9 protein-coding genes are annotated in these 14,750 nt (G+C 42.0%); 8 read left to right on the forward strand and 1 reads right to left on the reverse strand.

Annotated features, from left to right (window positions below):
* Nucleotides 1-77 precede the first annotated feature (77 nt).
* Genes AB5542_RS03175 through AB5542_RS03185 form a run of 3 tightly spaced genes read left to right on the forward strand, consistent with a single transcriptional unit; the run spans nucleotide 78 to nucleotide 2,767 of the window.
* Nucleotides 78-941: a DUF5119 domain-containing protein gene (locus tag AB5542_RS03175; protein WP_279038685.1), complete on the forward strand. Its 864-nt coding sequence runs from the start codon at nucleotides 78-80 to the stop codon at nucleotides 939-941.
* A gap of 22 nt (nucleotides 942-963) precedes the next feature.
* Entirely contained in the window at nucleotides 964-1,854 is an 891-nt protein-coding gene (locus AB5542_RS03180) for a fimbrillin family protein (RefSeq protein WP_273307797.1), read from the forward strand.
* Nucleotides 1,855-1,888: 34 nt separating this feature from the next.
* Entirely contained in the window at nucleotides 1,889-2,767 is an 879-nt protein-coding gene (locus AB5542_RS03185; RefSeq protein WP_279038684.1) for a fimbrillin family protein, read from the forward strand.
* A gap of 799 nt (nucleotides 2,768-3,566) precedes the next feature.
* Here AB5542_RS03185 and AB5542_RS03190 read toward each other — a convergent pair.
* Nucleotides 3,567-4,463 carry a diaminopimelate dehydrogenase gene (locus AB5542_RS03190; RefSeq protein ID WP_279038683.1) on the reverse strand — a complete coding sequence of 299 codons (897 nt, stop codon included), beginning with the start codon at nucleotides 4,461-4,463 and terminating at the stop codon, nucleotides 3,567-3,569.
* Between the two features lie 521 nt (nucleotides 4,464-4,984).
* Here AB5542_RS03190 and mutA point away from each other — a divergent pair.
* The 5 genes from mutA to AB5542_RS03215 all read left to right on the forward strand — a co-directional run bounded on the left by mutA (nucleotide 4,985) and on the right by AB5542_RS03215 (nucleotide 14,750).
* On the forward strand, nucleotides 4,985-6,865 hold the full coding sequence (mutA, locus tag AB5542_RS03195) for a methylmalonyl-CoA mutase small subunit (RefSeq protein WP_279038682.1): 1,881 nt from the start codon (nucleotides 4,985-4,987) through the stop codon (nucleotides 6,863-6,865).
* Between the two features lie 21 nt (nucleotides 6,866-6,886).
* Entirely contained in the window at nucleotides 6,887-9,043 is a 2,157-nt protein-coding gene (gene scpA, locus AB5542_RS03200) for a methylmalonyl-CoA mutase (protein WP_118302982.1), read from the forward strand.
* Between the two features lie 358 nt (nucleotides 9,044-9,401).
* On the forward strand, nucleotides 9,402-9,971 hold the full coding sequence (locus tag AB5542_RS03205; RefSeq protein ID WP_270543031.1) for an RNA polymerase sigma-70 factor: 570 nt from the start codon (nucleotides 9,402-9,404) through the stop codon (nucleotides 9,969-9,971).
* Between the two features lie 56 nt (nucleotides 9,972-10,027).
* Complete coding sequence (locus AB5542_RS03210; RefSeq protein ID WP_279038681.1) at nucleotides 10,028-11,188, forward strand: FecR family protein; 1,161 nt, start codon at nucleotides 10,028-10,030, stop codon at nucleotides 11,186-11,188.
* A 115-nt stretch (nucleotides 11,189-11,303) separates the two neighbouring features.
* Entirely contained in the window at nucleotides 11,304-14,750 is a 3,447-nt protein-coding gene (locus AB5542_RS03215; protein ID WP_279038680.1) for a TonB-dependent receptor, read from the forward strand.

A 14,750-nucleotide genomic window follows, 5' to 3' on the forward strand; every position in this document is an offset into this window, starting at 1 on the left:
ACTATTTCGGCATCATTTTATCTCCCGAATGCAAACATTTGCATAAACATTAACTGCAAAATCAACGGGTTGTTAAAATGAAAAAAACAATTTTGTTATCGGCATTACTCATCTCCTCCTTTTCCTGCATAAAAGAGAAAGGGCAGGATTGTGGTACGATCATGATTACCGCAGATTGGGGAAATCTGCCAAAATGCAATGACATGCGTTTCATATTCTACCCGGACAATGGAGAACGGCCCATCAATTACACGATAAAATCAGGAATCTATACTTTTAATCTCCCACAAGGAAAATATAAAGTCCTGTTTTTTAATAACGATACAAAAAACATTCTATTCCAAAACATTGACCGATACGAATTCGCAACCGCTTCTGTCATGCCAGTTTCAAAAGCCGGCATAACGGTCAACCAGCCAGATATGCTTTATGGAACGGCTATTGACGAGATTATTATCGAAGAAGGAAAATCCGCTGAGAACAAGGTGAAAATCTACCCGTACACGAAAAACATCGTTGCGAATATCAATATACCCGAAGAAGAACGGCCTCAGGTAAACACCATAACGGCTCAATTAAAAGGTATAAGCTCATCCGTCCTTCTTTCAGCGAGACGGTCTGTTCTCGAAAACATTCCGGCCGAAACCTTGATGAACACGCAAGTGCAACTTGACGGGAACCTCACCATGACTTGCACCACTTTTGGCCCTGCCAACGATAAAAGTTCTTCCACGAGCGAAGTAACCAGCGTAATCGAAATCAACACCACGTATAAAAATAATACACGAAAGACCATTACCGCGGACGTAACAACCGTCCTCGAAAACATCCGAGAAGAAGAAAACCTGAATCAAGCCGTGATCGGACTTAAAGACATGGGTATCTATGTTGCAGTTTCCGGCTGGAAACCAGGAACAGCGTCAGGTTCCATTAACAAATAACAAAAAATCGAAACACATCATTATGAAAATAATTATAATCATCAGCACAATACTATTTATCACGACTTCCTGTTCAAAACAGGAAGGAAATGACAACGATAACGACAGGCTAATCAAACTGGATGCAGGCGTCTCTACCGTTATAACTGCCCCACTTTCAAAGGCTGCCATCACCACAGAGTCATTCGAAGCCACAGTGGCCGGATGGGAAACCAGCTCAACCCCAAATTACACGCAAGCAGCGACCTGGACCAGCACTCCTACCCGAATTACAATCGGATCGACTGATGCCCTCGAACTAAAGAATAACCCCGAATACAACCTGGAAACTTCAATCAAGACCTATGTTACCGGATGGTACCCCGCAGGGATACCTAGTAACGACATGGTTTCAATCACATCAACGTCCGGAGATATTGACGTGATGTACGCCGGGGCCATATCCGGTTCACTAGATAATAAGATAAAACAAACATTAACATTCAACCATTTACTAACACAAATTAAATTCGTCATCATCGGGAAGGGTTGGGAAACCACGAACAAGCTTCAATCGATCACGATCGATCAAGCACAATTACCTATTTCCTTAAACATCGGCACAGGCGTCGTTACCTATGCAACCATAGCGCCTCTTGTAATCCCCGACCTCTCCGGTCAAACGGTTACCACCACGGCTACCCCGGCCGGAGTCCCCGTGATGATTGCTCCAATCAACGGAAACGCCCTCCCGTTAACCATCGTTAGCGATAGCGGAACAACAAAAATAACCGCCACGACCGCGGATACAAACTACCAAGCCGGAAAAGCCTACACCGTCACGCTTAACTTCAACAGCTCAGGTATAGGAGTCACGGCAACGGTAACCCCTTGGCTGGAAGGCTCGGCATCAGGAACTATAGTAGAAAATTAGATAAACAAGAAATTAATCATTTAAATTTATAATCATGAAAAAACTAATAACATTAGCACTTGCATGTGTAGCACTTGCAAGCTGTAGTAAAGAAAACGAAGAAGGTGTTGAACCGAATGCCCCGGTGGAAATTAAATTGAACGCGGGGATCGAGGGAATGGCCCGTGCAGAAATTACCAAAATAACAGGAGCAACAGATGTACAATTTGTTCGAGTTGATGGCGCCACGCCAAGTTGGACAACAGTAAGTGATATTTCAACAACCGGATCAATTGCGGAAAGCACTGGCACAATTTCACTTACCACAAAACAATACTACCCAACAGATGGAAGCAATGCTAACATACTAGGCTTTTTCCCTGTAGCAACTAGTATTACGAATGGAGTAGCCAGCATGACTATAGACGGGGAAAAAGATTTGATTTACGCACAGCCTGTTTTCGGCACGAAAGGAACCCCCATGTCTAATTTAGCATTCAATCATTTACTTACGCAATTCAAATTTGTCATAATTAGAGATGGCGCTACAACAAATACTGACATTACAAATGTCTCTGTAAAGTTAGAAAACATGAATACAACGTGCGATTTAGCTTTAGCAAATGGAACTCTGAGCAATTGGGGTACTCCAACCTTTAGCTCTGAAGCAATATCTACTGGAACAGCTTCTACAACAGCTTCAACACCTACAGCAGGAATTATGTTGGAACCAAACTTATCATCAATCAACGTCACAGTATCTGCTACTGGATACACATCAACAATTGTTCCAATTGCAGGAACTGATGACAATTCATTCAAAGCAGGTAAAGCATACACCATCACATTAACTTTTAAAGGAACAGAAATCACGCCTACAGCAACGATCACCGATTGGGAAACAGGAACTGCTACTGGTGGTGATGTAAAATAAAAACTCTGATCTTCAAAAAATAAAAATAAGATTCAAGCAAAACACTTGAATCTTATTTTATATATCAAATTCGTGTATCTATTTTATTATCCATTCACATTCGGTATAAAACGATCCAAAGATTTACGAATGACCTTATCAATTAATCACAAGCTCTCCCAAGTTTATGCAACTATTATCCCATAGATTTATATCCGTAATAATCCCCCATTCCCCTTGAAACGACCTCACCTCGTCCTTCTCGGTATATTGCCAAAGGTCCGTGAATGGTCGGAGAAAGGAAGAGGAAAGGTCCGAGGGAGATTATTACTCCGGCTAAAGGCTGATATTACCTTGGCATTAAGCAATGCTCACCAATTATTCTCTTGAAAGTCACCTTATAGTTCATTTAGACCACGGAGCATTCATCCTGTATTTATCCTCGATAGAATTGGTTTTTGATTTAATTATATTTGCAGATCGAGTATTTCATATTGTATATTAACCACTTGGAAAAATATACCTATCCTACGATACACGCATGATCATCGGATAAGCAAACCATAATGAAGCCGGGACAACAATGATCCCTCTATTGACTTACCTTCACCCATTTCATCCTCCCAATGCTTACAAATTTTCAATCGAGCCAAACTATTATACCTTCCGGTATAATACCTTTGGGTATAAAATCATCAAAGGATTTACAAATCACCTTACCAACAATCGCTTACACAAATACGACTTTATCACCGAACAAAACAGCAATAAAGTCGTAATATAAATTCAAACGAATCTTATAAAAAGTCCGCTATTCTCTCTATACCAAATGCTTGATCAATTCCTCCCGATCTCCATACAGCATATCGATCACCGGGATCTCGATCAACGTGTAGCATCCCGGTTGTTGTTTCATGGATGCACGGGCCGTTGCCACGAGGATTTGTCCCGTTAAAGCCGGGTTATTGATTTTCATGTCAAATTCGAACAACTGGTTCTGCGTTTTGCCGGAAACTCCCTTACGCACAAGATTCACGCCGTGCCCCATATCCTTCAGGTTATCGACACACTCCACCTGCGTCACGTGCGTCTCGTCATGCACGAAATAAGGATCGGTCTTGATTGCCTCGGCCACTTGTTTAAAATCATATCCCTCTTTCAGCTCCACGTACACCATCCGGCGATGGATTCCCGTTCCCACCGGGATCGTCATGGATAACGCGGCTTTCACGCCTTCAACGGCTTTCACGGCAACCGTGTGTCCCATGCTCATGCCGGGGCCAAAATTTGTATAAGTAATCCCTTTCGGGGCGCAAGCCTCTAGCAAGGCACGAACGACAGAATCACTTCCCGGATCCCATCCGGCGGAAATAACAGATACTTTCCCATGCTTTTTAGCAACCTCTCCCAGACGTTTATGCAAACCGGAAATCTCCGTGTGAATATCGAAACTATCCACCGTGTTAATCCCCATAGCCAGTATTTTCGAGGCATACGACTCCACACTACGGGTTGGGGTACACAAAATTGCCACGTCTACATCCTTGATTTGAGCAATATCCGACACGACAACATAGTCCTTCAATTCGGCCGGCACGTTCGTCGCATCCCGGCGTACTACTCCTGCTACTTCAAAGTCGGGGGCAGCTTGCAGTGCCTCAAGCACGTAACTACCTATATTTCCATACCCGACGATGGCTGCTCTAATTTTCTTCATCTGTTTTTGCTTTTTAAATTAACATCGCAAATTACGAAATAAATTTTTTTCTTACAAAACGCAAGCGTAACGTTTTCACCTATTTGTTAAACTTTCAACATCTATTTTTTCCTTGCCATTAAAATACAACATACACCACTGCATCTTTTTACCTTCTCTTACATCGATCCTACCCAACCCGTTTTATCCCTCCGTTATCTCTTCGTTCCCTGGAATAAACATATATCGAAACCATAACGAAAGGACAACAGCCGGATGTAAAACTATCTATTGAATATCAATTCATTATCTATTTTTCTATGCAAGACAACATTCCTGCAATATTTCTTTAAATATCTGTCATTCCATCATCCCCCGATAACCCATAGAACATTCTATTCACAAAATCCTTAAAAAGACTTATATTCCGATTCACGAGGCGAAATAAAGAAGAATTTCTTTTTTTTATTGTCAAAAACGGCTAATTTTGCCTTTCGTTTTTAATAACAAACAGTTACAGAATAAATACATAAAAATCTATTATGGCAGAGAATGTAAACGAAAAGCTTTTCAGTGAATTTGCTCCCAACACGACTCAAGAGTGGATGGAGAAAGTCACTGCAGACCTTAAAGGGGCTGACTTCAATAAAAAGCTGGTTTGGAGAACAAACGAGGGATTCAACGTACAACCGATGTACCGGTTGGAGGACATGAAAGACCTCAAGAACTTAGAATGCTTCCCGGGAGAATATCCTTTCGTGAGAGGTAACAAGAAAAATAACAACGAATGGTTCGTTCGTCAGGACATCGTGGTAGAGGATGTGGCTGAGGCGAACAAGAAAGCGTTGGATGTTCTGAACAAGGGTGTTGACTCACTCGGATTCGTGCTTACAAATTGCAAGAACTTCACGAAAGCCGACATGGCCACCTTGTTGAAAGATATTTGCTTGGAATGTATCGAGATTAACTTCGTTGTATGCTGCAACAAGGTTGCCATCTTGAATATGTTCAAAGAGTACGTTGCAGAGAAGGGATTCAACCCTGAAAAAATACAGGGAGGTATCAATATCGATCCGATCAGCAAACTCGTTTTAGAAGGAAAATTCTGTGACCCGAACCCGTTCAGCGTGGTAAAGGCTACCACGGAGAGTACTGCCGAACTGAAAAACTTCAAAACCATTGAAGTGGGTGGATATGTTTTCAATAACTCAGGAGCATCCATCGTTCAGGAATTAGGTTTCAGCTTGGCTGCCGGAGTTGAATATCTTGACAAATTAACCGATGCAGGAATGGACGTGAAGGACATCGCTCCTCGTATGCGTTTCCACTTCGCTACCGGTTCTAAATATTTCATGGAAATTGCTAAATTAAGAGCAGCTCGTTACTTGTGGGCTCACATCGTGAAAGCTTACAATCCTTGCTGTGACTGCGTTTGCAAGATGAACATCCATGCTGAAACATCAGAATGGAACAAGACGGTATACGACCCGAACGTGAATATGCTCCGTACTCAAACGGAAACTATGTCCGCAACAATCGGTGGTGTTGACTCGTTCACGGTTCACCCGTACGACTATATCTACGAGTGCCATCCTTCAGAACTGGGAGAACGCGTGGCTCGTAACCAACAATTGTTATTGAAAGAAGAATCACACTTCAGCAAGATCGTTGACCCTGCCGGTGGTTCATATTATATCGAGGAATTAACCCAATTCATCGCCGAGGCTGCTTGGAAACTCTTCTTAGAAGTACAAGAACAAGGCGGTATGGTGAAAGCTCTTGAATCAGGATTCGTACAGGCTGCTGTGAAGGCTACCGCACAGAAGAGAGATCAAGACATCGCTAACCGGAAAGAAAACTTCTTGGGTACGAACCAATTCCCGAACTTCAACGAAAAAATGGATAAAGAGCTTTGCGCTTGCATCCTAGAGCCGGAAGACAAAACTGCTCCCGACGCTGTTGTTGAAACGTTGAAACCTTACCGTGGAACTCAAGCTTTCGAAGCTATGCGTATCAGAACTGACTTGTTTGCAAAAGAACAAGGTCGTCGCCCGGTAGTTTACATGTTCCCGATGGGTAATTTGGCTATGCGTAAAGCAAGAGCTCAATTCGCTTGTAACTTCTTCGCTTGTGCAGGATTCCAAGTAATGGATAACAATGGATTCAAGACTGTTGAAGAAGGTGCTAAAGCATGTATGGACAACAAGGCTGATATCGTGGTAATCTGTAGCTCGGATGACGAGTACGCTACCATTGCACCGGAAGTATATGCAGCAATGAAGGACAAAGCAATCATCGTTGTTGCCGGTAACCCGGAATGCAGACCCCAACTAGAAGAAATTGGCATCAAGAACTATGTTCACGTGAAATGTAACGTGCTGGAAGACTTGAAAGCATACCAACAAAAATTGGGAATTAAGTAATTGACGATCAAAAATTGAAAGATGAAACCAAATTTCAAAGATATAAATATCAAGTCAACAGAGAAAGCTACCACTGCCGCTGCAGAATGGGAAAAAGCTAATCACATTGAGAAAAACTGGTTGACACCCGAGCTGATACCGGTAAAACCCGTGTACACGGCTGAAGATTTAAAAGGGATGGAACACTTGGATTATGTTGCCGGTATCCCTCCATATTTACGTGGTCCCTACTCCATGATGTACCCGATGCGCCCTTGGACAATCCGTCAGTATGCCGGATTCTCTACCGCAGAGGAATCAAATGCATTCTATCGTCGTAACTTGGCTGCCGGACAAAAAGGTTTGTCTGTAGCATTCGACTTGGCTACTCACCGCGGATATGACTCAGACCACCCGCGTGTAATCGGTGACGTGGGTAAAGCCGGTGTTGCCGTAGACTCTATCATGGACATGAAGATCTTGTTCGATCAAATTCCATTGGACAAAATGTCTGTATCTATGACGATGAACGGTGCCGTACTTCCTATCTTGGCATTCTATATCGTTGCCGGATTGGAACAAGGTGCTACTCTTGATCAATTACAAGGAACAATCCAGAATGATATCTTGAAAGAGTTCATGGTGCGTAACACTTATATCTACCCGCCGAAGTTCTCTATGAAGATTATCGCTGACATCTTCGAATATACTTCTAAGAATATGCCGAAGTTCAACTCTATCTCAATCTCCGGATACCACATGCAAGAAGCAGGTGCTACCGCAGATATCGAGTTGGCATACACCTTGGCTGACGGTTTGGAATACTTACGTGCCGGAGTTAACGCCGGAATGGATATCGATGCGTTCGCACCTCGTCTGTCATTCTTCTGGGCTATCGGTATGAACCACTTCATGGAAATTGCCAAGATGAGAGCCGGACGTTTGTTGTGGGCTAAGATCGTTAAACAATTCAACCCGAAAAACCCGAAATCTTTGGCATTACGTACACACAGCCAGACTTCAGGTTGGTCATTGACCGAGCAAGACCCGTTCAACAACGTGGGTCGTACTTGTATCGAGGCTATGGGAGCTGCTTTGGGACACACGCAATCTTTGCACACCAACGCATTGGATGAGGCTATCGCTCTTCCGACTGACTTCTCTGCTCGTATCGCTCGTAATACCCAGATCTATATTCAAGATGAAACCACCATATGTAAATCAATCGACCCATGGGGAGGTTCTTACTATGTTGAGAGCTTGACTCAAGAATTGGTTGAAAAAGCATGGGCTCACATCCAAGAAGTTGAGAAATTAGGTGGTATGGCTGCCGCTATCGAATCCGGTATTCCAAAACTCCGTATCGAAGAGGCTGCTGCCCGTACACAAGCACGTATCGACAGTGGAGCTCAAACGATCGTGGGAACCAACAAATACCGTTTGGAAAAAGAAGACCCGATCGATATTCTTGAGGTTGACAACACCGCTGTACGTGAAGCCCAAATCCGTCGTTTGCAAGAATTGAAAGCTAACCGTAACCAAGCTGAGGTTGACGCTGCATTGGCTGCAATCACCAAATGTGCAGAAACAGGAGAAGGAAACTTACTTGAATTAGCTGTTGATGCAGCTAAGAAGAGAGCATCTTTAGGTGAAATTTCAGATGCATGTGAAAAAGTTGCCGGACGTTATAAAGCAGTTATCAGAACCGTGAGTGGAGTATATTCAAGTGTCGCTAAAGAAGACGAAGACTTCAAGAAAGCGAAAGAACTGGCAGACCAGTTTGCAGAAATGACAGGACGTCGTCCGCGTATCATGATCGCTAAAATGGGTCAGGACGGACACGACCGTGGTGCTAAAGTTGTTGCTACGGGTTACGCAGACCTTGGCTTCGACGTGGATATGGGACCGTTGTTCCAAACCCCGGAGGAAACCGCAAAACAAGCCGTTGAAAACGACGTTCATGTTGTCGGAGTATCTTCTCTAGCAGCCGGTCATAAAACGCTTGTACCTGCCGTTATCGCAGAATTGAAGAAATTGGGACGTGAAGACATCCTCGTTTACGTGGGTGGTGTTATTCCTCATCAAGACTACCAATTCTTGTTCGACGCAGGTGCCATCGCCGTATTCGGTCCCGGTACCAAAGTTCCGACAAGTGCTATCCAAGTTCTTGAAATTTTGATCGACTTGGCTAAGAAATAATAAAATGCTATCAGGCAGAAGAAGGGAGTCCACGGGGCTCCCTTTCTTTTTGACCATACTTCTCCCCTGTTTATTACCAAATCCTACCGTGATAAAGAAGTGATCTAACCCAAATAATCCCCCTCCTTCAGAGATCATTCGAAGATCACTCGTGACTCATCCAACACGGGATGAATAAGCTCCGTGGAATCAGCGAGAAAGTTTCGAACAAGGAGGATTATCTCCTCTAATTCTCTTTAGGTTTTCCTCTAATCTCCTTTAATTATATTCACGGGAACAAACATTTCAAACAATAATTTCTTTTAAAATTTGCATCCGTCTTGGAGTTCATTATATTTGTAAGTACAAAAAAGTGTGCATGAATCCGTCAGAATCCATATTAGATTTACTCAAAAAAGACGAAAGCGGTGCATTCCGACTTCTTTTTGACCGGTACTATGATAATCTATTATTATATTGTTATCATATATTGGATGATTTGGAAACAGCCGAAGACATTGTACAGGATTGTTTCGTCAACCTGTGGAATAGCAAGCGCCTTCATTCATTCTCGGGCGATCTGGACCGATTCATTTTCAAAATGGTTAAAAATCAAGCTTTCCTTTTTCTCCGGGAATACAAGAAAAGATACAATATACAAGTTTCATTCTCCCAAGAAAGTGAAATCTCTCATTATGACACGCTTGACGAGTCCTCCAAAGAGATCGAATTATTATACCAAACAATAGACAAGCTCCCCGAAAAATGCCGGAAAGTCTTCCTCATGGCCTGTCTGAATGACAAAACCTACCAAGAAGTGGCCGATGAACTAGGCACAAGCATTAATACCGTGAAGACTCAAATGAAGACAGCACTCAAATTTTTACGGGAAAACTTACAAGAAGAATTGTTTTTTACGCTTTTACTTTTTTTAACAGAAAAAGATTAATTTCTTATCACCCTTTTTCTTCCTTTTAGCAATATATAAAAAACAAAGGGAGAGATATGAAAAAAGACATTGATGACATCCTAGCTGCCTACCTAAATAAAGCTCCATTGACCGAGGAGGAAAGACAGGAATTCGAGGCATGGAAGAATTCTTCCGTCCATAACAAGAAAGTAGGAAAACTGATAGTGAAATTAGAGAAACAAAAACAGATATTAGCCCGGCATCAATCACATCAAGTCGTATTTAACAAAGTTCAACACCAAGTCCGACAAAGCAAAAGAAAACGTCAATTGATCTTTTGGTCATCCTGTGCAGCAGGAATTATCCTATTTATCGGTTTTTTCTTCCTTCTCCGGACGGAGAACACCGTCACGAGACCACAAACGATCAATCAAACGTATATCTCCGGTTTAGCACTTAAAAGACCTGCGGCAGAATTGATTTTACCTGATGGCAGAAAGCGATTACTTAGCCAAGAGAAAAAAGCGGTTATTATCTCTGACAGTAACAGGGAAATGCGCACGGACCAACAAACTCTAATTGTTGAATCCAATACCATTAAAACGAGAGAGACCGAGTATTACACTATAAACATACCCTACGGGGCAGAATACAATCTAGTACTTTCGGACGGATCGAAGATATATCTCAACGCAGGTAGCACATTGCGCTATCCGGATCAATTTATCGGGGATAAGAGAGAAGTATTTTTAACCGGAGAGGCCTATTTCGAGGTTAAATCTGATTCCCTCCACCCATTTATCGTTCATGCATCGGATGTTGCAATTCGGGTATTGGGAACTTCTTTCAATGTAAACGCTTATGCTGAAGGGACGTGGGTAAAAACGACCTTGGTAGAAGGGCGGGTGGAGGCCCATTGTGGAAATAAAAATATCATCATGGCTCCCGGTACGCAAGTTGCTTACAATAAAACTACACAAGAATCGGGCTATTTTCCGGTAAATGTACAACAATTCATCTCTTGGAAGGAGGGTTACTATGAATTTGAGGATATGTCCTTGGAGGAATTAATGCAAATTTTTACCCGATGGTACAATCTTAATATCGAGTTCGCAGACCCAAAAGTCAAAGAGATAAAATTCAGTGGACGATTGAAACGTTACGAGGATCTCCGTCCATTATTCGAGATGCTGGAATACACTCGTGACGTCAATTTCATCATTGCTGAAGACAAGATTATAATACAAAGAAAATAAAAATATAACAGGTTGAAGACTTGATCAATCCTCAACCTGTTCCTATTCTCAATACTTTCCGGAGTCCTTGCAAGAATCGGAAGTATAGATGTTTAATAAATTAATTTACAAATTTATGAAAAAAAAGCGAGACTATGCATTGCCAAGATGCTGGAATTCATGGCAGAAGATGTTAATCTTTAAAAATTTTCTAGTAATCTTGTTGCTAGGTGTGTGCTTTGCCCTCCCGACAAATGCACAGGCCCAAAAGAAAACAAAGGTTACTTTAGATTTGAAAGATGTCACGTTAAACGAAGTCATCGAGGAATTAAAAAAGCAAACCGACTATGACTTTTTCTACAACAGTGAGTTGGCTAAATCCAAAGGAAAAATTTCAGTAGAGGCTAAAAACAAGGAGGTAAAACAACTTTTAGACGAGATTCTTCCCAAGCTAGGATTAGAATACGCCATTTCACAAAGCTTGATCTCCATTCGAGAGAAAAAGATCGTAGAATTAATCAGACTTAGTGGTAAAGTTACTGATGATAAAGGGAATCCTATTCCCGGAGCCACAGTAATTATCCACGGGACAACCCAAGGAGTTGCCACAGATGCCAATGGACGGTACACGATTCCTGTTAGACCTGACGATGTTTTACGAGTTTCTTTCATCGGTTACAAACCGGAAATCGTTGCTATCAAAGGAAAAAAGACCGTGAATGTAACATTAAATCCAACAGCCGAAAACATTGAAGAAGTTGCCGTTGTTGCCTTTGGTACACAGAAGAAAGAAAGTGTAGTATCTGCAATCTCCACGGTACGCCCCATGGATTTAAAATCCTCTAATAGTGACTTAACAACAAGCCTAGTGGGACGTGTCCCTAGTATTATCGGTTGGCAAACGGGAGGTATTCCGGGAGCGTTGACCGAAGAAGAGATGAACACGAAGTTCTATATTCGCGGGATCACGTCTTTCCAGACAGGAGCAAATATTGACCCATTAATCTTGATCGACGGGGTAGAATCGTCAAAATTGGAACTAGCCAGAATTGCACCCGAAGATATCGAGACTTTTTCGGTATTAAAAGACGCCTCGGCAACAGCAATGTACGGGGCTCGCGGGGCAAATGGAGTAATCATGATTACCACGAAAAAGGGGGAAGAAGGCAGCGTGTATGCATCTTTACGTTATGAATCCATATTCTCCATGCCCACCAAAGAAATTGACGTGGTAGATCCCATCACTTATATGCGAATGTACAACCAAGCATTAATGGGACGCTCACAAGCTTCAACACCCAAATACAGCGAGGAAACAATCAACAGAACCCTCTCGGGAAAATATCCTTCTTGGCTATACCCTCAAAACGACTGGTACGATGTTTTATTTAAACGTTTTAACGTAAACCACCATGCCGGGATCAGTATTAGGGGTGGTTCAAAGGTTGTACAATATTACGCTTCTGTAAATTACAACCGAGATCAAGGTATGCTAAAAACAGATAAATTAAATGATTATGATTGTAACATCATAAACAATCAAACCTCTTTCCGGGCAAACCTGAACATTGATTTAAAGGCGGGTATCAAATTATTAATCAACTCGTCCACCACTTTAGATAAATATAATGGACCGTTGTATGATGTAACCCAAGCGTACCAATTAGCCTTTAATGCTTCCCCTGTCGATTTTGCACCTACCTATCCGGGAGATGATACATACAACTGGCCCCATCTTCGTTTTGGAGCAGTAGATGAATACACGACAAATCCATACATGGAGATTCAAAAAGGATACATGAAACGTACCCGGTATTCTACCACAAACAAAGCAGAATACATCCATAATCTTTCCTCTCTAATCAAAGGTCTTGAGATTAGAGCCAGCGTATCCATTGTTCAATCCGGATACTACACAACTGGTTTTAAAACTGCACCTTTTTTATATTCTCTTGAAAACTACAATTTCGAAACAGGTAAGCATACCCTACATGCTATAAACCCGGTATCTGCCCGTAGAACACTAGAAGTCGCATCTAACAGTTCTACAACCAACACGCAAGTGACTTACGAAGGGCGGGCATTACATACCGCAGCATGGGGAGATCACCAGACTTCATTAACAGGAGTCTTTCAAATGCAAGAACGAACCTACACTCCCATCCAATCCGTCCTAGACGGTATGCCCCGACGCAACATGACATTCTCCATGCGCGGAAGTTATGGATTCAAAGATCGGTACTTCATAGAAGGTAGTTTCGGGTACAATGGCTCCGAACGTTTCGCGGACAAGAACCGAATGGGCTTTTTTCCAGCCGGAGGAATTGCCTGGGTTATATCCAGCGAACCATTCATGCAATCCACTTCAGAGTGGCTACCCTTTTTAAAATTCAGAGCTTCATATGGGAAGGTTGGAAACGACGGAATCATTTCAACCCCTCGTTTTGTTTTTCTGCCACTCATCGAAAAACCTAATAGCCTTCAATATAAAGATCCAATGCCCTATGGACAAAATATTAATCGTTTCCGAGTTTCTTCCTATGCTAATGAAAATATAAAATGGGAGATTGCAGAACAAGTAAATTTGGGACTAGAGGCTAAGTTATTTAAAGGTGTTGTTGAATTTACTTTAGATGCTTTTCAAGAAGTACGCCATAACATTTTGGCCAATCGTACCACAATCCCCTCTTCCATGGGTGTAGAGCTTGCCCCCTTAGATAACATTGGTAAAGCACGAACGCGCGGGTTTGACTTTTCTGGCAAAATCCAACACGCTTTCACAAATGACTTGTGGGTCATCTTAAACGCCACGGCCACTTATTCCGAATCAAAATATTTGGAAATTGAAGAGGCGACGGATAAACCAGTATGGCAACGTAAGGTTGGTCATGAAATCTCTCAACAAGTAGGATATATTGCAGAAGGTTTGTTCCGCGACCAAGCAGAAATAGACAACTCTCCGGTTCAAGGTGGGGATGTAATGCCCGGAGATATCCGTTATCGCGACCTGAATGGTGATGGAGTGATTGACGTGGAAGATGCGACTTACATCGGATTCCCAGAAACTCCTCGATTAATTTATGGTTTCCAAGGCTTTATCAACTACAAGAGTTTCGAATTCAGTTTTGCATTCCAAGGTTCCGGGAAACGAGGATTCTTTATGGATCCTAAAAAAATATCTCCATTTGATAATAACCACGCCATGCTAAAGGCTATTTACAACGACCATTGGTCAGAAGACAATATGTCAAACAAACCGTTCTGGCCACGATTATCAACTTACAACTTAACACAACACAATCCACAAGAAGATTGGTATAATGAAAATAATGCAGAAATTCGTAAAAGTACCTACTTTATGCGAGAATGTAGTTTTTTACGTTGTACCTCGTTGGAATTAGCTTACAATATGCCTCGAAAATTGATGGATAAATGGAAATTGCAGAATGTCAAACTCTTCGTCCGGGCAAATAATCCATTCTTAATCACCAACTTTAAAGTATGGGATGTAGAATTAGGTGAAGACGGTTTTAATTATCCCATACAAAAGACATATGCTATCGGTTTAAATTTCAGTTTCTAA

The organism is Butyricimonas sp. RTP31003st1_G1_RTP31003_210430 (genome assembly GCF_040920905.1).
Taxonomy (GTDB): domain Bacteria; phylum Bacteroidota; class Bacteroidia; order Bacteroidales; family Marinifilaceae; genus Butyricimonas; species Butyricimonas paravirosa.